This window comes from Pseudescherichia sp. L3, assembly GCF_024656065.1.
GTDB lineage: Bacteria > Pseudomonadota > Gammaproteobacteria > Enterobacterales > Enterobacteriaceae > Pseudescherichia.
In genome coordinates, this window is record NZ_JANKYC010000002.1 from 113,200 (window position 1) to 131,887 (window position 18,688).

Here is an 18,688-nt window from a genome sequence, read left to right on the forward strand (position 1 = left end):
TTAAAAGTTGAAATGCTGTTCAGTTAAAAGAGAAATGAGGCGGCGGTGTCGAGTGCCGCACGGCGGCGTTTCTCGGCGCTGAGCTGCTCCAGACGTGCCCTGTCAACGCAAACCAGCGCCTCGGTGGGGCAGACCTCCATGCAGGCGGGGCCCGCCTCGCGGGTGTGGCAGAGGTCGCACTTGTTGGCTTCGGCTTTCTCCGCCCGCACGTTCAAACCCGCGCCGCTGTTGCGGATCACCGGGCGCACAACGACCTCCATTGCGCCATAGGGGCAGGCGACGACGCAGGTTTTGCACCCGATGCAGCGCTCCTGCATCACGTTAACAAAGCCTTTATCCCGGCTGATGGCGCCGTTGGGGCAGACGTTGGCGCACGGGGCGTCCTCGCACTGACGGCAAAGGGTAGCGGTAGAGACGTTCACGCCTTTAATAACGTGAATACGCGGCAGAAAAGTGTCGGGGGTTAAAGAGGCACAATCCTGTTGCGCCTGATGGGAAACCACGCAGGCAACTTCACAGGTACGGCAGCCAATACATTTACTGGCGTCGGCCATGATGAAACGGTTCATCAAATTCTCCAGCATTAACGGTAGTGTGCCGGAGTATTCACGAATCGTGCCAGAGTTTACTTCATTGATTTATATGGATATTAAAATAAGGAAATAGTGTCATCGACACTTGTGACGATGACAGCTGTCGACGTCAGACGTGCGGGCCGCGGCTAACGGAGCCGCGCAGGATCAGCTCTCCGGTAAAGGCTGGCTGGGGAGTAAACGCGCCTCCGTCGAGCATAAAAATAAGGCGGTTGATGGTCTCTTTGATCATCTCCGTCACCGGGATTTTGACGCTGGCCAACGGCGGGACGGTATAAGGGGCGAGAGCAATGTCATCGAAGCCAATCACCGAGACCTGCTCCGGGACGGCAATGCCGCTGCCGTGCAGCTGGCTAATGGCCCCAATGGCCATGTCATCATTGCTGGCCACCAGCGCGCTGAAGCACACCCCGCGCTCCAGCAGCGTCACCACCCCTGCCGAGCCGCTGGCGGGTGTCCACTTCCCCTCTACTATCAGCTCGTTACGCACCGCTACGCCGTGTCGCTCCAGCGCCTCTCTATAGCCAGAGAGACGCTCTTTGCCGGTGGGCGAGTCGAGGGAGCCGGTAATAAAAGCGATATCCCGATGCCCCTGGGCCAGCAGCGTCTCCACCGCCGCCAGGCTGGTGCCTTTCTGGTCGCAGTAAACGCAGTGGCTGCTGTTTTTACGCAGCCGTCGGTTGAGCACCATAATGGGCTGGGTGTGGCCGTCGATGATCGTGTCGATCTCATCAACGCTGAGAAAACGCGGGTAGATCACGATCGCATCGCAGCGCAGATCGAGCAGATACTGGATCGCCTGCCGCTCTTCGTCAGCGCTGTGTTTGCCGTCGGCAAGGATCAGCTGGCGGCCGCGATCTTCCGTCATCCGCGCCGCGTGGAACAGAAGTTCGCTAAAGTAGACCCCGTGATAGAGGGTGTTGGTCACTACCAGCCCGAGGGTTTGGGTGGTTTTCGCCGCCAGGTTACGCGCCAGCAGGTTAGGCCGGTAGCCGCTCTCCTCAATGGCCTGAAACACGCGCTCCCTGGTCTCCTGGCTGACGTAGCCGTTGCCTGACAGCACGCGGGATACCGTCGCCTTCGACACCCCTGCCCGCTTCGCTACCTCCAGCATCGTGGTCATATTTGCTTTCCTTTCATTTGTATATCCGCAGTTTACTGCACCCGACGCGGATTTGCAGCGCTTTGCCCAGCGGCGATCATGGTGATCGTCCTCACGGATCTAAACATTCATCATTGAATATAAAAATGAAACTCAGCATGATTTTGTGGAACCGGTTTCCTACATCACGTCTCACTGCTCGCGGTGCAGCCGTAACCCCATACTAAAACAGGATAAAAATCCGATGGCCAAAAACTATGCCGCGCTGGCGACGACCGTGGTCACCGCGCTGGGCGGGGCGGACAATATCGCCGCCGTCACCCACTGCATGACGCGCCTGCGTTTTGTGGTGAAAGATGAGACGCAGATCGATAGCGCCACGCTGAAAAGCACCCCTGGCGTGATGGGCGTGGTGCGCAGCGACAGCCAGTGTCAGGTGATCATCGGCAATACGGTGTCGCAGGCCTATGCCGAAGTGGTGCGCCTGCTGCCAGCCGATATGCAGCCGGTAGCCGACACCGGGCCGCAGAAGCTGACCCTGCGGCGCATTGGCGCAGGCATTCTCGATGCGCTGATCGGCACAATGTCGCCGCTGATCCCGGCGATCATCGGCGGATCAATGGTCAAGCTGCTGGCGATGATCCTGGAGATGACCGGCGTACTGGAGAAAGGCGCCTCTACCCTGACAATCCTCACCGTCATCGGCGACGGGGCCTTCTTCTTCCTGCCGTTGATGGTAGCGGCCTCGGCGGCGGTGAAGTTTAAAACCAACATGTCGCTGGCGATTGCCATCGCCGGGGTGCTGGTGCATCCGAGCTTTATCGAGCTGATGGCAAAGGCGGCCCAGGGCCAGCAGGTAGAGTTCGCCCTGGTTCCGGTGACGGCGGTGAAGTACACCTACACGGTGATCCCGGCGCTGGTGATGACCTGGTGCCTCTCCTATATCGAACGCTGGGTAGATCGCATCACCCCGGCGGTGACGAAAAACTTCCTTAAGCCGATGCTGATCGTACTGATCGCCGCCCCGCTCGCCATCCTGCTGATCGGGCCGATCGGGATCTGGATCGGCAGCGCCATCTCCGCGCTGGTCTACACCATTCATAGCTACCTGGGCTGGCTGTCGGTAGCGATCATGGGCGCGCTGTGGCCGCTGCTGGTGATGACCGGCATGCACCGCGTCTTTACCCCAACCATCATCCAGACCATCGCCGAGACCGGCAAAGAGGGCATGGTGATGCCGTCGGAGATTGGTGCAAACCTGTCGCTAGGCGGCTCGTCGCTGGCGGTGGCATGGAAAACCAAAAACCCGGAGCTGCGCCAGACGGCGCTGGCGGCGGCGGCCTCGGCCATTCTGGCGGGTATCTCTGAGCCCGCGCTCTACGGAGTGGCGGTGCGCCTGAAGCGCCCTCTGGTTGCCAGCCTGATCAGCGGCTTTATCTGCGGCGCAGTAGCCGGGATCGCCGGGCTTGCCAGCCACTCGATGGCCGCGCCGGGACTCTTTACCAGCGTACAATTTTTCGATCCGGCTAATCCAATGAGCATTGTCTGGGTCTTTGCCGTGATGGCGCTGGCGGTGGTGCTGTCGTTTGTGCTCACCCTGCTGCTGGGCTTCGAAGATCTGCCCGTCGAGGATGAGGCAGCCAAAGCGCGTGCGTTGCAGGCGGCAAAGCCCGCGGCAGCGGCCAGAGCCTGATTTAACAAGAGGTCAATTATGTCTGTATTTCCAGAGGGATTTTTATGGGGCGGCGCACTGGCCGCCAACCAGTCGGAGGGGGCGTATCGCGAAGGCGGCAAGGGGCTGACCACCGTTGATACTATTCCGCATGGGGCAAACCGTCTGCCGGTTAAGCTCGGCCTGGAGAAGCGCTTTACCCTGCGCGACGATGAGTTCTACCCCAGCCATGAGGCGATCGATTTCTATCATCGCTATAAGGAAGATATTGCCCTGATGGCGGAGATGGGCTTCACCGTGTTTCGCACCTCCATCGCCTGGGCGCGCCTCTACCCCAACGGCGACGAGCTGACGCCCAATCCCGAGGGAATCGCCTTCTACAAGGCGGTGTTTGAGGAGTGTCGAAAGTACAATATCGAGCCGCTGGTGACCCTGTGCCACTTCGACGTGCCGCTGCACCTGGTGCGCGAGTATGGCTCGTGGCGTAACCGTAAGATGGTGGAGTTCTTCACCCGCTACGCCCGGACCTGCTTCGAGGCGTTCGACGGGCTGGTGAAGTACTGGCTGACCTTCAATGAAATTAACATCATGCTGCACAGCCCCTACTCGGGCGCGGGGCTGGTGTTTGAGGAGGGTGAGAACCCGGAGTGGGTCAAGTACCAGGCGGCGCATCACGAGCTGATCGCCAGCGCGCTGGCCACCCAAATTGCTCACGAGGTGAACCCAAACAACCAGGTCGGCTGTATGCTGGCGGGCGGCAACTTCTATCCCTACTCCTGCAAGCCAGAGGACGTCTGGGCGGCGCTGGAGAAGGATCGGGAAAACCTGTTCTTTATTGATGTCCAGGCGCGCGGGGCCTATCCGGCATGGACGGGGCGCATGTTCCGCGAGAAGGGGATTGCCATTGAGATCCTGCCCGGCGACGATGAGATCCTCAAGCACACCGTCGATTTTGTGTCGTTCAGCTACTACGCCTCCCGCTGCGCCTCGGCGGAGATGAACGCGGGCAACACCAGCGCAGCCAACGTGGTTAAATCGCTAAAAAACCCCTGGATCGAGGCCAGCGAGTGGGGCTGGGGCATCGATCCTCTCGGCCTGCGCATCACCATGAACATGATGTATGACCGCTACCAGAAGCCGCTGTTCCTGGTGGAAAACGGGCTGGGGGCGCGGGACGAGTTCGACGCTACCGGTGAGATTAACGACGACTACCGTATCAGCTACCTGCGGGAGCATATTCGTGCCATGGGCGAGGCGGTGGCGGACGGCATTCCCCTGCTTGGCTACACCTCCTGGGGCTGCATCGATCTGGTGGCGGCCTCAACGGGAGAGATGAGCAAGCGCTACGGCTTTGTCTACGTCGACCGCGACGACCACGGCAACGGCACGCTGGACCGCGTCCGCAAGAAGTCGTTCTGGTGGTATAAGAAGGTGATCGCCAGTAACGGGGCTGATCTGGACTAGGTTTTCGCCGGGCGGCGCTGCGCTTGCACCGGCCTACGATCCTGTAGGCCCGGTAAGCGCAGCGCCACCGGGCACAGCTCAGAGTTGAGGAAAACCGCCCTCCCCAGCCCACTCCGCAAGCCGTGAATAAACCTCCTCCACCGCCGCTTTTACCGGCGGGGTCATCGGGTAATAAAAGCCAACGATATCCGGCTGGATGCCGAGAAAGATCACCTCACCCACATCCTCTTTGAGCTGATCGACCAGGTAGTTCAGCGGCATGTTGTGGGTAGTCATCATAAACAGATCGGCAATGTCGTCGGGATCGATAATGCGGATCTCGCCGGGGTTTAACCCCATATCGGTGGCGTCGACGATCAGCAGCCGATCCGGGCGCAGCTCGCGGATCGCTACCACGTCATTCTCCGGCGCGCTGCCGCCGTCAATCACCTGCCACGTGCCCGGCTGCCGGGCGGCGCACATCTCCGCCAGCAGCGGGCCAGCGCCATCGTCGCCCATCATGCTATTGCCCACACAGAGTAAAACGTCAGTCACGGACTCTCCTCACCATCAGATAGATGGCGCTTTCCTGATGAATATCATGCAGCAGGCTGAGCAGCACGCGGCTCCACGTCTGCTGCTGCGGGGTCTGAACCGCCAGCGCCCGGTCAAAGGCCGCGGCCAGCATCGCGATATGCGAGTGGTCGACGACGATCTCGCCATACTTCGGCACCCCCGCCATCTTACGCCGGGCGTTGCTCCCCTCCTCCAGGGTGGCGATCCACGCCAGGTAGTCGTCCCACGGGCAGGTTAGCGCCGCCTCCAGACAGTCAATCACCCCCAGGTGGTGACCAATGGCAAGGCTGTAGTAAACCACCTGCTGCGCCTCGGCGGGCGTGGCGTCGTTCTCATCGATAAACTTTCGGCTCAGCTGGCTGAAGACCACGGATTCACTCATGAGATACGCGCCTCGTCGACGACAGCGTTAAGGTGCGCCACGATCTCGTTCAGACGCGGATCGTCCTCTGCCGCCAGCCAGCGCGCAACCTGGCCCTCACCCAGCGCCCGCAGGCGCAGGTAGTCGTCAGCGATCTCGCGTCCGTAGCGGTAGCCCGCCAGCCGCCGCGCCTCGCGATCGACGCGCACCCGCAGGGGCTGAACAATATTCTCATGCAGCAGCGTCGCCGGCTGGTTATCCTCTTCCCCCGGCAGGCGGGCATGAATTTTCTGCTCCAGCAGCCCCAGCGCCATGGCAAAGCCGTACAGCGTCGCGGCGGGCGTCGGCGGGCAGCCGGGGATGTAAACATCCACCGGAACGATTTTGTCGGTGCCGCCCCAGACGCAGTAGAGATCGTGGAAGATGCCGCCGCTGTTGCCGCACGCCCCGTAGGAGATGCAGATTTTTGGATCGGGAGCCGACTGCCAGGCCCGCAGCGCCGGAGAGCGCATCGCCCGGGTTACCGCCCCGGTAAACAGCAGGATGTCAGCGTGACGCGGAGACGGCACAACCTTGATACCGAAGCGTTCGGCGTCAAACAGCGGCGAAAGCGTGGCGAAGATCTCGATTTCGCAGCCGTTGCAGCCTCCGCAGTCGACGCGGTAGACGTAGGCCGAGCGCTTGATCTTTTTCAGCAGCGAGGCTTTCATGCTGGCGATGGACTCCTCCACCGTCATCGGCACGGGAATGCCGTTGGCGTCGCGCGGTCCCAGTAAATTGCTCATCAGCTGGCCTCCTGCATATGGCGGGTAAGTTCAATGCGATCGGACGACACCAGGCACTTCTGCCGCTTGCACGCCGGACAGGTTTCAAAGCCTTCGCGATGATGTTCCGCCCGGCTGTCACCGTTATGTGCCAGCAGCGCAATGGCGTAGTCGATCTCTTTCTGCACCGCAAAAGGCCGCTCGCAAACGCGGCAGTGGCACAGGTCAAAGTGCGACTGCTGTAAAAAATCCTCTTTCTTCCACACCGCCAGCTCATACTCCTGAGAGAGCGTAATCGCCGCCGTGGGGCAGACCTCCTCGCAGCGCCCGCAGAAGATGCAGCGCCCAAGGTTAAACTGCCAGGCCTGCTTGCTGTTTGCCAGCAGGGTCTCTACCGACAGCGCATTAGAGGGGCAGGCGTTGACGCAGGCCGCACAGCCAATGCACTGGCGGGGATCGTGCTGCGGCTTGCCGCGAAAGTGCTTATCCACCTCGATAGGCGCAAGCGGATAGGACGCGGTGGGCGTGCCGGTCTTGATCACTTTTTTGATAAAGGTAAACATGACGACTCCTTATTTCAGCGGCGAGTTTTTACGCTCAATGCCGTAGCGCTCAAGCTCTTTGTACGGCACGACCTTGCTCTTCTTCTTGCGCACGTCCACCACCGTCATGCGGTCAGTGCAGGAGTAGCAGGGGTCGAGGCTACCAATGATCAGCGGCGCGTCGGAGACGGTATTGCCGCGCAGCATATAGCGCAGGGTCGGCCAGTTGGCGTAGGTCGCCGCCCGGCAGCGCCAGCGGTAGAGCTTCTGGTTATCCCCGGTCATGCTCCAGTGGATATCATCCCCGCGCGGCGCTTCGGCAAAGCCAAGAGCAAAGCGGTTGGGAATATAGGTGAAGCCCTCTACCATCAGCGGGCCGCCGGGCAGGTTATCCAGCCCGAACTCGATCATATTCAGGGCAGTGAGCACCTCGTTAATGCGCACCTTGAGGCGGGAAATAACGTCGCAGCCCTGCTCGCTGTGCACCTCTACCGGCAGCAGGCCGTAGCCGACAAAGGGGTGATCGGCGCGGGTATCCCGGGCGTGGCCGCTGGCGCGCACCATCGGGCCGACGTTGCTGAAGTCGCGGGCGATCTGCGGATCGAGACGGCCAATCCCTACCGTGCGCTGCTCAATATTCGGCGTGCTCATCAGGACATCCACCAGCTCCTGCACGTCGCGGCGCATCTGGCGGGCAAGCTGACGGGTCTGGATCATGTCCTCTTTCAGCATGTCGCGACGAATGCCGCCGATCAGGTTCAGACCGTAGGTTTTACGTGCCCCGGTGAGGATCTCCGCCATCTTCATAGAGGTCTCACGCACGCGGAAGAACTGCATAAAGCCGGAGTCGAAGCCGACGAAGTGGCAGGCCAGGCCAAGGTTCAGCAGGTGGCTGTGCAGACGCTCCACCTCCAGCAGAATGGCGCGGATCATCTGGGCGCGTTCCGGCACCACGATGCCCATCGCGTTCTCTACTGAGGTGGTATACGCGGTGCTGTGGGCGAAGCCGCAGATGCCGCAGACGCGATCCGACAGGAAGGTCACCTCGTTGTAGCCCATGCGAGTCTCCGCCAGCTTCTCCATGCCGCGATGGACGTAGAAGAGACGGTAGTCGGCGTCGATAATGTTCTCCCCATCGACAAACAGGCGGAAGTGACCCGGTTCATCGGAGGTGACGTGCAGCGGGCCAATCGGCACCACGTTGTTCTTTTTGCTGCCCAGCTCGTTAATGAACTCGTAGGTTTCGCTGTCGGTGGTCGGCGCGGGACGCTGACGGTAGTCCATGCTGTCTTTACGCAGCGGGTAGAGTTCATCCGGCCAGTCATCCGGCAGCACCAGACGCCGCTCGTCCGGCAGGCCAACCGGGATCAGGCCGTACATATCGCGCACCTCACGCTCGCCCCAGACAGCGGCAGGCACGCGCGGCGTCACCGACGGGAACTCCAGCGTGTTGGCGTCAACTTCTACGCGCACGGTGATCCAGCATTTAGTGCCCTGCTCCATCGACAGCACGTAGTAGACGGCATAGCGGCCGCAGAGCTGGCGCTCGTCGTTGCCAAACAGCACCGACAGCCAGCCTCCCTGCTGGTAGTAGAGATACTCCACCACCTCCGGCAGGGCATTCACCTTCACGGTAATGGTCAGCTGATCGCGGGTCTGCCAGGCTTCATCCAGCACCGCGCCGGGAATGGCCTGATGCAGCGCCGCCAGGTAGTGCTGACCCAATTTTTCTTCAGACATGTTCAAACTCTCTTTCATCACGCCGCCAGCAAGGAGACGAAGGCTAAAAATGCAAAGCCAAACCCGGCCCAGGTCACGCGGGAGGTCGCGCAGAAGCGCAGCCGCGCCATACTGTTCTCAAACAGGGCAATCACCAGCACACCCAGCACCAGCTTGACGACGGCCACCACCAGCGCCAGCAGCAGGCCGCCTGCGCTAAAGGCCACCATCTGCCCCCACGGCAGGAAGAGGCCGACAAACAGCTGCAATACCACCAGCTGCTTGAGGCTGATGCCCCACTTCAGCAGGGCAAAGCCGCAGCCGCTGTACTCGGTAAGCGGGCCCTCCTGCAGCTCCTGCTCGGCCTCGGCGAGATCGAACGGCAGCTTGCCCATTTCGATAAACGTGGCGAAGGCGCAGGCGCAGAGCGCCAGCAGAAGCGGAACGCTACGCTCAACGGGCCAGGACCAGAGCGTGGCGGTCATGGTGCTGATATGGGTTGAACCCGCCACCAGCGCCACAACCCACAGGCCGAGAAGCAGGATCGGCTCTACTAATACGCCGAGCATCGCCTCACGACTGGCCCCGAGGCCGGTAAAGGGGCTGCCGGTATCAAGCCCGGCAATGGCAAAGAAGAAGCGGGCAATGGCGAAGAGGTAGATCAGGGTGATGAGATCCCCCAGCGCCGGCAGCGGAGAAGCAACGGTCACCACCGGCAGCGCGGTGGCGATGGTCAGCATCACGCCGATCATCACAAAAGGCATCAGGCGGAATACCCAGCTGGCATCCGCCGGCGCGACGCTTTGCCGGCCCAGCAGCTTGATCAGATCCCGGTACTCTTGCAGTACCCCTGGGCCACGGCGGTTATGCAGGCGGGCGCGAGCCACGCGGCTTATCCCGGCCAGCAGCGGCGCAAAGGCAAAGAGCACCAGCGCCTGAAGTAACGGATAGAGAACGCTCATGTTCAGGCTCCTCGTGAAATAACAATAACCACCAGCACCGCCAGCTCGACCAGCGCCAGACGGCGAACCAGCGCCGGGGCAGCACGCTGCCAGACCGGCATCAGCGCCACCGGGTTGAGCCGCTTACGCAGACCCAGCACCGGCGCAAAGGCCTCTTTCACCGGCATCGCGAAGCCGTGGGCGGTGATAACCATCGACTGTTCATGCTCGTAGCCACACGCCCAGGCCGTACCGCGCGAGCGCGACGGCAGGCGGCGGCCTTTGAACAGCATCATGATGATGAACGGCAGCAGCGGGCAGGCAATCAGCAGCAGGGTAATCATTGGCTGCGAGACGACGCTTGCGGTGGCGAGCGGTAACGGCACCGCGGCGGAGAGCAGCGGCAGCAGCCACGGCGAGGCCACGCCACCGATAAGGCAGCACACCGCCAGGCCAACGACCGAGGCGGTCATCAGCCACGGCGCGCGGCGGGCGTTAGCGGCTTCCGGCGTACGCGGCGCGCCGAGGAAGGTGACGCCGTAAACCTTGGCCATGCACATCACCGCCAGCGCGCCGGTGATCGCCAGCCCCACCGCCAGCAGCGGGCCGAGCAGGCGGGCGATAAAGAGATCGCTGCCGCTTAAGGCGAAGAAGCCCTGGTAGATCACCCACTCACCGGCAAAGCCGTTCAGCGGCGGCAGCCCGGCCATCGCCATCAGCCCGACCAGCATCATCAGAGAGATAACCGGCATCCGTTTGCCGATGCCGCCAAGCTTCTCAATGTCGCGATGGCCGGTCGTGAACCAGACGCTGCCCGCGCCCAGCAGCAGCAGGGTCTTAAACAGGCTGTGGTTGATCAGGTGATAGAGGCCGCCCACCAGTCCCAGCGCAATCAGCGCCGGTTGGCCGAGGGCTATCCCAGTCAGGCCTGCGCCGAGGCCCAGCAGAATAATGCCGATATTTTCCAGGGTGTGGTACGCCAGCAGGCGCTGAATGTTGTGCTCCATCAGGGCGTAGAGGCCGCCGACAAACGCGGTCACCGCCCCCAGCAGCAGCAGGCCGAGGCACCACCACAGCGGCATGGACTGCCCGGCCAACAGCGGCAGGACAACGAGGCCAAACAGCCCGACCTTCATCACCACGCCGGAGAAGAGCGCCGCCGCAGGCGCATCGGCCCCGGCATGCGCCTGGGGTACCCAGCCGTGCAGAGGGATAACTCCCGCCAGCATGCCAAATCCCACCAGCCAGAGCAGCCAGACCGCCGTCCCCGGCCCCTCTTCAACGAAGCGCGCCGCGAGACCCGCGATCTCCAGCGTGCCGTAGCGCTGCCACAGCAGCCAGCAGGCGGCGGCCAGCAGCAGCGTTCCTACGCGGCCCAGGGTAAACCACAGCTTGCCGGACTGCGCGCAGCCGGTAAGAAACGCCCCGCACAGCGCCATGATCTCTGCCATCACCACCAGGGTAAGCAGATCGCTGGCGACGAGAGTGCAGACCGCCGCCGCCATCAGTAGATTGACCAGCAGGCCGTTAACCTTAACCCGTGCATGTCGGTGCCACGCCACGTTATACAGGCTGATAAAGAACCCAGGCAGGGCGATAGCCAGTAGCCAGACGGCGTTGAGCGGCGCCAGGCGGATCAGCTGAGGCAGGTAAAGCACGGCGCTCTCGCCGCTTGCCGTCCTGCCGGTTAACAGTCCGACAGCCACGTCGATCACCATCCCGCAGGCCACCGCTCCGCCAATGCCGGCCAGCAAGCCGCTTAAGCCGCGATGAAACGAAAAAAGCAACGCCAGCACCGCCGCCGCAACAAACAGCAGCACGGCCAGGTCGATCAGCATAAACGCGCTCATTTCGCGCCTCCTTGCAGGTTGAGCAGCGAGAGGTCGCCATAGTCGCCGTTGAGGGTCAGCTCGCGCTTGCGTTTGCTGGCCCGGGCGATATCCAGCGAATTCACCATCCGCAGCGCGCCGGTTGGGCAGGTGCGAATGCAGGCCGGTCCGCTCTCATCGAAATCGCAGAGATCGCACTTCACCGCCACGGCGCGTACGCCTGGCACCCAGTCCAGCAGGGAGCTGACGCGCGCAGGAGCCGGCGGCGCGGGGGGCGCTTTCGGTGAATTGGCGTTAGCCGGAATATGCAGCGGGCGGCTGCCGCTCATCTCAATCGCGCCGAAAGGACAGGCGATTGCGCACAGCTTGCAGCTCACGCACAGGCTCTCATTGAGCTGTACCGCCCCCTCTACGCGATTGATGGCGTTCACCGGGCAAACCCCGGCGCAGGGCGCATCCTCACAGTGGTGACAAAGCTGCGGGGCAGACTCTTTCGCGCTGCGCATCACGCTCAGGCGGGGCATTGATTGCAGCCCGTGCTGGCGGTGCGTCTCTGAGCAGGCCGCTTCACAGGTGTGGCAGCCGATACAGAGCGTGGCGTCAGCAATAACAAAACGATTCACCGGACACTCCTCAGGTGGTCATTTTTGACGAAATCGTGCCGACGGTCTGTCATTTCGACACCCCTCGACACGGCAGGCATTCAGGCCACCGAGGCCTGGGCGGATTGGTTGGCGAGCTGGCGGAGATCGACCGGCGTATCCTGCTGAATTGCCGCATACAGGCCGTTGTAAACCGGACCGATCTTCTCTAAGTAGTGCTCCAGCACCTCGGCGCGGTCGCGGTTATTGATCCGGCCATCAATGCGGCCATCCTGCGCCAGCTGGGCCTCGGCAATCAGCAGCTGCTCGCCGCCGCTCTTGCTCTCCACCAGATAGTGGATGGTATGGCTGTTAAAGCCGTCCGCCAGGGCGACGGTAATAAGGAAGTGCTCGAACAGCACAAAGCAGAGATCCCGCTCCGGCGCGCAGTACATGCCGTGATGCAGGTGGGCTTTGGACAGCGTAATGCCCTGAACCAGCGAGTTGCAGTAAGCCTGCCACTCCTCTTGCAGGCGATGGTGCCGTTCGGCAATGAAGTCAGCTTTTTCGCTAATTTCCCAAATGGTCATTTCAGGTTACCCGGTTAGTTGTGACCAGCTCATATAGCACTTTCCATGCCATTTTTTAATTTATTGATTTTTAATGAAATTAATTGCGAGGCAGTGTCATTTCGTCAGCGTCGACATCGTCAGTAACGTCGTTTTCGTTGGCTGGCACCGTTATTGCATTAACGGCGCAGTGGATCATGGGAGGCCCTATGCACGAAATTACCCTATGCCAGCGGGCGCTGGAGCTTATTGAACAGCAGGCGGCGGCGCACGGCGCACGGCGGGTGACCGGCGTATGGCTGAAGATAGGGGCGTTCTCCTGCGTGGAGAGCAGCGCCCTCACCTTCTGCTTTGAACTGGTATGCCGGGGCACCGTGGCGGAAGGCTGCACGCTGCACCTCGACGAGCAGCAGGCGGAGTGCTGGTGCGAAAACTGCCAGCAGTTTGTGACCCTGCTGAGCCAGCGGGTGCGCCGCTGTCCCCAGTGCCAGAGCGATATGTTGCAGATCGTGGCCGACGACGGCCTGCAGATCCAGCGACTCGAAATTGAACAGGAGTAGACTATGTGTAGTACCTGCGGCTGCGGCGAAGGCAATCTCTATATCGAGGGCGACGAGCACCGCCCTCACTCGCCATTTCGCAGCGCCCCCTTTGCCCCTGCCCAGCGCAGCGGCCAGACAATTACCGGGGTGAAAACCTCATCCTTTACCCCCGCCCGGACGCCGGAAGGCGATCTCCACTACGGCCACGGCGTTGCCGGAACCCATGCGCCGGGCATGAGCCAGCGGCGGATGCTGGAGATCGAGATCGACGTCTTAGCTAAAAATAACCATCTCGCGGCGCGCAACCGCGCCCGCTTTGCCGCGAAGCAGCAGCTGGTGCTGAATCTGGTCTCCAGCCCCGGCGCGGGTAAAACTACCCTGCTGAGCGAAACGCTGCTGCGCCTGAAAGGCAAGGCGTCCTGTGCGGTGATCGAGGGCGATCAGCAAACCGTTAACGACGCAGCGCGCATCCGCGCCACCGGCACCCCGGCCATTCAGGTCAATACCGGTAAAGGCTGCCATCTGGACGCGCAGATGATCGCCGACGCCGCCCCGCGCCTGCCGCTGGCAAACGGCGGGATCCTGTTTATCGAAAACGTCGGCAACCTGGTCTGCCCCGCCAGCTTCGATCTTGGTGAGCGACACAAGGTAGCGGTGCTGTCGGTCACCGAAGGCGAAGACAAGCCGCTTAAATATCCGCATATGTTTGCCGCCGCCTCGCTGATGCTGCTCAACAAAATCGACCTGCTGCCGTATCTCCATTTTGACGTGGAAAAATGCCTCGCCAGCGCCAAAGCGGTGAACCCGGATATTGAGATTATCCAGCTCTCCGCCACCAGCGGAGAAGGCATGGACCAGTGGCTGGCCTGGCTGGAGGCGCAGCCATGTGCATAGGCGTACCGGGACAGATCTGCGCCATCGACGGGCTCCAGGCGAAGGTTGAGGTGTGCGGCATCCAGCGCGACGTCGATTTGACCCTGGTGGGCAGCGTCGATGAGTCCGGCGGCTCCCGCCTCGGCCAGTGGGTGCTGGTCCACGTTGGCTTCGCCATGAGCGTGATCGACGAAGCAGAGGCCCGCGACACCCTGGCGGCGCTGCAAAACATGTTTGACGTCGAGCCGGACGTCGGCGCGCTGCTGTATGGGGAGAACGCCTGATGCGCTTCGTTGATGAGTACCGCGCTCCGGAGGCGGTGATGCAGCTGCTTGCGCACTTACGCGATCGCGCCCGTCGTCTCGACTACACCCCGGCGCGCCCGCTGCGGATTATGGAAGTGTGCGGGGGCCATACGCACGCCATCTTTAAGTTCGGCCTCGACCAGCTGCTGCCGGATAATATTGAGTTTATTCACGGTCCCGGCTGCCCGGTCTGCGTTCTGCCGATGGGACGCATCGACGCCTGCGTCGAGATTGCCAGCCGTCCGGAGGTGATCTTCTGCACCTTTGGCGACGCCATTCGCGTACCGGGGAAAAATGGCTCGCTGCTGGCAGCGAAATCACGCGGGGCCGATGTGCGCATGGTCTACTCGCCGATGGATGCGCTTACGCTTGCCGAGGCCAATCCCGATCGCAAGGTGGTCTTTTTTGGGCTGGGATTTGAAACCACCATGCCCGCCACCGCCGTGACCCTGGAGCAGGCCCGCGCCCGCAACCTCACCAATTTCTTCTTCTTTTGCCAGCATATTACCCTCGGCCCCACGCTGCGCAGCCTGCTGGAGCAGCCGGATAACAGCATCGACGCCTTTTTGGCCCCCGGCCACGTCAGCATGGTGACCGGCACGACGGCCTACGGCTTTATCGCCGATGAGTTTCAGCGGCCATTAGTGGTGGCTGGATTCGAACCACTTGATCTACTGCAAGGCGTGGTGATGCTGGTTGAGCAGAAAATAGCAGCCTGTAGCAGGGTAGAGAATCAATACCGGCGGGTGGTGCCCGACAACGGCAATCCGCTGGCGCAGCAGGCTATCGCCAGGGTATTCACCGTTGAGGGCGACAGCGAGTGGCGCGGGCTGGGCGTGATTGCCCACTCCGGAGTGCGTCTTCGCGATGCATTCCGGCGCTTCGATGCAGAAACGCATTTCCAGCTCCGCCCGCAGCAGACCTGGGACGATCCGCGCGCCCGCTGCGGCGAGGTGCTGACGGGGCGCTGTAAGCCGCACCAGTGCCCGCTGTTTGGTCAAACCTGCAACCCACAAACTGCCTTCGGCGCGCTTATGGTCTCTTCAGAAGGAGCCTGCGCCGCCTGGTATCACTATCGCGCCCAGGAGTGTGAAGTATGAGTACGGTGCAAATGGCCCACGGCAGCGGAGGCCAGGCGATGCAGCAGCTGATTAACGCCCTGTTCATGCAGGCCTTTGATAATCCCTGGCTGGCGGAGCAGGAGGATCAGGCCCGTCTCGATATTACGCAGCTGGCGGCGGGCGGCGATCGGCTGGCCTTCTCCACCGACAGCTATGTGATCGATCCGCTCTTCTTTCCAGGGGGCGATATCGGCAAGCTGGCGGTGTGCGGCACCGCTAACGATATTGCGGTCAGCGGCGCAATCCCGCGCTATCTCTCCTGCGGCTTCATCCTTGAAGAAGGGCTGCCGATGGCGACCCTGCAGGCGGTGGTCAACAGCATGGCAGCCACGGCGAAGGCGGCAGATATTGCCATCGTCACCGGCGACACCAAGGTGGTGCAGCGCGGGGCAGCGGATAAGCTGTTTATTAACACCGCGGGCATCGGCGCTATTCCCACCGGTTTGAACTGGCGCGCCCAGGCGCTGCAGCCGGGGGACGTCGTGCTGGTGAGCGGCTCGCTGGGCTGCCACGGCGCGACCATTCTCAACCTGCGCGAGCAGCTCGGGCTGGACGGTGAGCTGATGAGCGACTGTGCGGTGCTCACGCCGCTGATCCAGTCCCTACGCGCTATTGATGGCATTAAGGCCCTGCGCGACGCCACGCGGGGCGGCGTCAACGCGGTGGTGCATGAGTTTGCCGCCAGCAGCGGCTGCGGCATTGAGCTTAACGAGGCCAGCCTGCCGGTGAAGCCCGCCGTGCGCGGCGTGTGTGAGCTGCTGGGCCTTGACGCCCTCAACTTTGCCAACGAGGGCAAACTGGTGATTGTCGCCGAGCGTCAGGCCGCCGAGGCCGCGGTTGAACGGCTGCGCCTGTATCCGCTGGGCCGTGATGCGGCAATTATCGGCGAGGTGGTAGCCCGTAAAGGGGTTCGGCTGAGTGGTCTTTACGGCGTGAAGCGCACCCTGGATCTCCCCCACTCTGAACCCCTGCCGCGAATTTGCTAGGGCATTTTGCAGGCAAGATAAAAACGATTAGGCTTTTGGTACCCCGTTCGGTGCCTTTCTGGATGAGTACAATGTCAAATACACCGATGGGCGATCTCGGACAGCAGGGGCTGTTCGATGTCACCCGGACTCTATTACAGCAGCCGGATCTTGCCGCGCTGGCCCAGACCCTAACCGGGCTGGTCAGGGAGGCGGCGCTGGCGGATCGCGCCGGAATTGTTCTCTGGCGCGCCGGGGATCGCCGGGCCTGCTACTATGCCTCTGGCCCCGACGGCAAGCCCGTGGAGTATGAGGATGAAACCGCCCTGGCCCACGGCCCGGTGCGCCGCATTCTCTCTCGCCCGCAGGCCCTGCACTGTAGCTATCAGGACTTTAGCGAGGCCTGGCCGCAGCTTGCGGAGAGCCATCTTTACCCCGCCTTTGGCCACTATGGCCTGCTGCCGCTGGCAGCAGAGGGGCAGATCTTCGGCGGCTGCGAGTTTATTCGCCATGATGACAGGCCCTGGAGCGCCCAGGAGATGGAGCGCCTGCACACCTTCACCCAGATCGTTGGCGTCGTGGTGGAGCAGATCCAGAGCCGGGTCGACTGCGGCCCGGACTACGATCTCCTGTGCCGCGAGCGCGACAACTTTCGCATTCTGGTCGCCATCACTAACGCGGTGCTCTCCCGCCTTGATATGGACGAACTGGTGGGGGAAATTGCCAAAGAGATCCACCGCTATTTCGATATCGACGCCATCAGCATCGTCCTGCGCAGCAGCCGCAAGAGCAAGCTGAACATCTACTCCACCCACTACCTCAACGAGCGCGCGCCCCTGCACGAGCAGAGCGAGGTTGACGAGGCAGGCACCCTCTCCGAGCGGGTATTTAAAAGCAAAGAGATGCTGCTACTCAACCTGCACGAACGCGACCGGCTGGCTCCCTACGAGCGGCGACTGTTTGAGACCTGGGGCAATCAGATCCAGACCCTCTGCCTGCTGCCGCTGATGTCCGGCGACAATCTGCTGGGCGTTCTGAAGCTGGCCCAGTGCGAGGAGAAAGTCTTCACCACCGCCAATCTCCAGCTGCTGCGCCAGATTGCCGAGCGGGTGGCGATTGCCGTCGACAACGCCCTTGCCTACCAGGAGATCCAGCGCCTCAAAGAGCGGCTGGTGGATGAGAACCTCGCCCTGACCGAGCAGCTAAACAACGTCGAGAGCGAATTCGGCGAGATCATCGGGCGCAGCGAGGCGATGTTCAGCGTCCTCAAGCAGGTGGAGATGGTGGCCCAGAGCAACAGCACGGTGCTGATCCTCGGCGAGACCGGCACCGGCAAAGAGCTGATTGCCCGGGCCATTCACAATCTGAGCGGGCGCAATACGCGGCGGATGGTCAAGATGAACTGCGCGGCGATGCCTGCTGGCCTGCTGGAGAGCGATCTCTTTGGTCACGAGCGGGGGGCCTTTACCGGGGCCAGCGCCCAGCGCATCGGACGCTTTGAGCTGGCGGATAAAAGCTCGCTCTTCCTGGACGAGGTAGGCGATATGCCGCTGGAGCTGCAGCCTAAGCTGCTGCGCGTGTTGCAGGAGCAGGAGTTTGAGCGCCTCGGCAGCAACAAGCTGATCCAGACCGATGTCCGCCTGATCGCCGCCACCAACCGGGATCTCAGGCAGATGGTGCAGGATCGTGAGTTCCGCAGCGATCTCTACTACCGGCTCAACGTCTTCCCGATCCATATTCCGCCCCTGCGCGAGCGTCCGGAGGATATCCCGCTGCTGGTGAAGGCTTTCACCTTCAAAATCGCCCGGCGGCTGGGGCGTAATATTGACAGCATTCCTGCCGAAACGCTGCGCACTCTCTCTGCCATGGAGTGGCCGGGCAACGTGCGCGAGCTGGAGAACGTGATTGAGCGGGCGGTGCTGCTGACGCGCGGCAGCGTGTTGCAGCTGTCGCTGCCGGAGATTGCCGTTGCCGCTACTACGCCGGTGGCGGTAGCTCAGGACGGTGAGGAGGAAACGCAGCTGATCCTGCGGGTACTGCGGGAGACCAACGGTGTCATCGCCGGGCCGAAAGGGGCCGCCCAGCGGCTGGGCCTCAAGCGCACCACCCTGCTGTCGCGCATGAAACGGTTAGGCATTGATAAGAGTACGATTGGTTCGTAGGTCGGGTAAGGCGAAGCCGCCACCCGAC

At 62.0% G+C, this 18,688-nt stretch carries 19 protein-coding genes; 8 read left to right on the top strand and 11 right to left on the bottom strand.

Going from position 1 to position 18,688, the window contains the following annotated elements:
- Positions 1-23: 23 nt before the first annotated feature.
- Complete coding sequence (gene hydN, locus NR795_RS12105; RefSeq protein ID WP_257758357.1) at positions 24-569, bottom strand: electron transport protein HydN; 546 nt, start codon at positions 567-569, stop codon at positions 24-26.
- Between the two features lie 133 nt (positions 570-702).
- Positions 703-1,815: a LacI family DNA-binding transcriptional regulator gene (locus NR795_RS12110; RefSeq protein ID WP_374544360.1), complete on the bottom strand. Its 1,113-nt coding sequence runs from the start codon at positions 1,813-1,815 to the stop codon at positions 703-705.
- Between the two features lie 124 nt (positions 1,816-1,939).
- Between NR795_RS12110 and ascF the strand changes: the two genes are divergently transcribed.
- Together ascF and NR795_RS12120 are read left to right on the top strand one after the other, a co-directional pair.
- Entirely contained in the window at positions 1,940-3,388 is a 1,449-nt protein-coding gene (ascF, locus tag NR795_RS12115; RefSeq protein ID WP_144817831.1) for a PTS cellobiose/arbutin/salicin transporter subunit IIBC, read from the top strand.
- An 18-nt stretch (positions 3,389-3,406) separates the two neighbouring features.
- A complete protein-coding gene (locus NR795_RS12120; RefSeq protein WP_257758358.1) occupies positions 3,407-4,831 on the top strand; it encodes a 6-phospho-beta-glucosidase in 1,425 nt (474 codons plus the stop codon).
- Positions 4,832-4,909: 78 nt separating this feature from the next.
- On the opposite strand, the gene hycI is transcribed toward NR795_RS12120, so the two are convergent.
- The 9 genes from hycI to hycA form a co-directional block, all read right to left on the bottom strand.
- Positions 4,910-5,365 (bottom strand): hydrogenase maturation peptidase HycI, encoded by a 456-nt coding sequence (hycI, locus tag NR795_RS12125; protein ID WP_257758359.1) that lies wholly within the window; start codon positions 5,363-5,365, stop codon positions 4,910-4,912.
- On the bottom strand, positions 5,358-5,768 hold the full coding sequence (locus NR795_RS12130; RefSeq protein WP_144817828.1) for a formate hydrogenlyase maturation HycH family protein: 411 nt from the start codon (positions 5,766-5,768) through the stop codon (positions 5,358-5,360). Before NR795_RS12130 ends, hycI begins: the two co-directional genes overlap by 8 nt.
- Entirely contained in the window at positions 5,765-6,532 is a 768-nt protein-coding gene (locus tag NR795_RS12135) for an NADH-quinone oxidoreductase subunit B family protein (RefSeq protein ID WP_144817827.1), read from the bottom strand. Before NR795_RS12135 ends, NR795_RS12130 begins: the two co-directional genes overlap by 4 nt.
- A complete protein-coding gene (locus tag NR795_RS12140) occupies positions 6,532-7,074 on the bottom strand; it encodes a formate hydrogenlyase complex iron-sulfur subunit (protein WP_257758360.1) in 543 nt (180 codons plus the stop codon). Before NR795_RS12140 ends, NR795_RS12135 begins: the two co-directional genes overlap by 1 nt.
- A gap of 9 nt (positions 7,075-7,083) precedes the next feature.
- Positions 7,084-8,793: a formate hydrogenlyase subunit HycE gene (hycE, locus tag NR795_RS12145; RefSeq protein ID WP_144817825.1), complete on the bottom strand. Its 1,710-nt coding sequence runs from the start codon at positions 8,791-8,793 to the stop codon at positions 7,084-7,086.
- 17 nt (positions 8,794-8,810) lie between these two features.
- Positions 8,811-9,734, bottom strand: a complete 924-nt coding sequence (locus tag NR795_RS12150; RefSeq protein WP_144817824.1) for a respiratory chain complex I subunit 1 family protein — start codon at positions 9,732-9,734, stop codon at positions 8,811-8,813.
- A gap of 2 nt (positions 9,735-9,736) precedes the next feature.
- Positions 9,737-11,563: a formate hydrogenlyase subunit 3 gene (gene hycC, locus NR795_RS12155; protein WP_257758362.1), complete on the bottom strand. Its 1,827-nt coding sequence runs from the start codon at positions 11,561-11,563 to the stop codon at positions 9,737-9,739.
- Entirely contained in the window at positions 11,560-12,165 is a 606-nt protein-coding gene (locus tag NR795_RS12160) for a 4Fe-4S dicluster domain-containing protein (RefSeq protein ID WP_222888646.1), read from the bottom strand. Before NR795_RS12160 ends, hycC begins: the two co-directional genes overlap by 4 nt.
- 80 nt (positions 12,166-12,245) lie before the next feature.
- Entirely contained in the window at positions 12,246-12,713 is a 468-nt protein-coding gene (gene hycA, locus NR795_RS12165) for a formate hydrogenlyase regulator HycA (RefSeq protein ID WP_257758363.1), read from the bottom strand.
- Between the two features lie 188 nt (positions 12,714-12,901).
- Here hycA and hypA point away from each other — a divergent pair, with 188 nt between their 5' ends.
- The 6 genes from hypA to flhA all read left to right on the top strand — a co-directional run bounded on the left by hypA (position 12,902) and on the right by flhA (position 18,660).
- A complete protein-coding gene (hypA, locus tag NR795_RS12170) occupies positions 12,902-13,252 on the top strand; it encodes a hydrogenase maturation nickel metallochaperone HypA (RefSeq protein WP_257758364.1) in 351 nt (116 codons plus the stop codon).
- A gap of 3 nt (positions 13,253-13,255) precedes the next feature.
- Positions 13,256-14,128, top strand: coding sequence for a hydrogenase nickel incorporation protein HypB (hypB, locus tag NR795_RS12175; protein ID WP_257758365.1), 873 nt, complete (start codon positions 13,256-13,258; stop codon positions 14,126-14,128).
- The gene (locus NR795_RS12180) at positions 14,119-14,391 is read left to right on the top strand and encodes a HypC/HybG/HupF family hydrogenase formation chaperone (RefSeq protein WP_257758366.1); all 273 of its coding nucleotides are present in this window, start codon (positions 14,119-14,121) and stop codon (positions 14,389-14,391) included. Before hypB ends, NR795_RS12180 begins: the two co-directional genes overlap by 10 nt.
- The gene (gene hypD, locus NR795_RS12185) at positions 14,391-15,512 is read left to right on the top strand and encodes a hydrogenase formation protein HypD (protein WP_257758367.1); all 1,122 of its coding nucleotides are present in this window, start codon (positions 14,391-14,393) and stop codon (positions 15,510-15,512) included. Before NR795_RS12180 ends, hypD begins: the two co-directional genes overlap by 1 nt.
- The gene (gene hypE, locus NR795_RS12190; RefSeq protein ID WP_257758368.1) at positions 15,509-16,519 is read left to right on the top strand and encodes a hydrogenase expression/formation protein HypE; all 1,011 of its coding nucleotides are present in this window, start codon (positions 15,509-15,511) and stop codon (positions 16,517-16,519) included. Before hypD ends, hypE begins: the two co-directional genes overlap by 4 nt.
- Positions 16,520-16,590: 71 nt before the next feature.
- Positions 16,591-18,660, top strand: a complete 2,070-nt coding sequence (flhA, locus tag NR795_RS12195) for a formate hydrogenlyase transcriptional activator FlhA (protein ID WP_257758369.1) — start codon at positions 16,591-16,593, stop codon at positions 18,658-18,660.
- Positions 18,661-18,688: the final 28 nt, after the last annotated feature.

What these genes read in the sequence shown, in the direction of transcription:
- NR795_RS12180 (WP_257758366.1), top strand. Translation starts at nt 14,119, where the DNA reads ATGTGCATAGGCGTACCGGGACAGATCTGCGCCATCGACGGGCTCCAG.
- hycE (WP_144817825.1), bottom strand. Translation starts at nt 8,793, where the DNA reads ATGTCTGAAGAAAAATTGGGTCAGCACTACCTGGCGGCGCTGCATCAG.
- flhA (WP_257758369.1), top strand. Translation starts at nt 16,591, where the DNA reads ATGTCAAATACACCGATGGGCGATCTCGGACAGCAGGGGCTGTTCGAT.
- hypD (WP_257758367.1), top strand. Translation starts at nt 14,391, where the DNA reads ATGCGCTTCGTTGATGAGTACCGCGCTCCGGAGGCGGTGATGCAGCTG.
- hypE (WP_257758368.1), top strand. Translation starts at nt 15,509, where the DNA reads ATGAGTACGGTGCAAATGGCCCACGGCAGCGGAGGCCAGGCGATGCAG.
- ascF (WP_144817831.1), top strand. Translation starts at nt 1,940, where the DNA reads ATGGCCAAAAACTATGCCGCGCTGGCGACGACCGTGGTCACCGCGCTG.
- hydN (WP_257758357.1), bottom strand. Translation starts at nt 569, where the DNA reads ATGAACCGTTTCATCATGGCCGACGCCAGTAAATGTATTGGCTGCCGT.
- NR795_RS12140 (WP_257758360.1), bottom strand. Translation starts at nt 7,074, where the DNA reads ATGTTTACCTTTATCAAAAAAGTGATCAAGACCGGCACGCCCACCGCG.
- hypB (WP_257758365.1), top strand. Translation starts at nt 13,256, where the DNA reads ATGTGTAGTACCTGCGGCTGCGGCGAAGGCAATCTCTATATCGAGGGC.
- NR795_RS12135 (WP_144817827.1), bottom strand. Translation starts at nt 6,532, where the DNA reads ATGAGCAATTTACTGGGACCGCGCGACGCCAACGGCATTCCCGTGCCG.
- hycC (WP_257758362.1), bottom strand. Translation starts at nt 11,563, where the DNA reads ATGAGCGCGTTTATGCTGATCGACCTGGCCGTGCTGCTGTTTGTTGCG.
- hycA (WP_257758363.1), bottom strand. Translation starts at nt 12,713, where the DNA reads ATGACCATTTGGGAAATTAGCGAAAAAGCTGACTTCATTGCCGAACGG.
- NR795_RS12150 (WP_144817824.1), bottom strand. Translation starts at nt 9,734, where the DNA reads ATGAGCGTTCTCTATCCGTTACTTCAGGCGCTGGTGCTCTTTGCCTTT.
- NR795_RS12130 (WP_144817828.1), bottom strand. Translation starts at nt 5,768, where the DNA reads ATGAGTGAATCCGTGGTCTTCAGCCAGCTGAGCCGAAAGTTTATCGAT.
- NR795_RS12120 (WP_257758358.1), top strand. Translation starts at nt 3,407, where the DNA reads ATGTCTGTATTTCCAGAGGGATTTTTATGGGGCGGCGCACTGGCCGCC.
- hypA (WP_257758364.1), top strand. Translation starts at nt 12,902, where the DNA reads ATGCACGAAATTACCCTATGCCAGCGGGCGCTGGAGCTTATTGAACAG.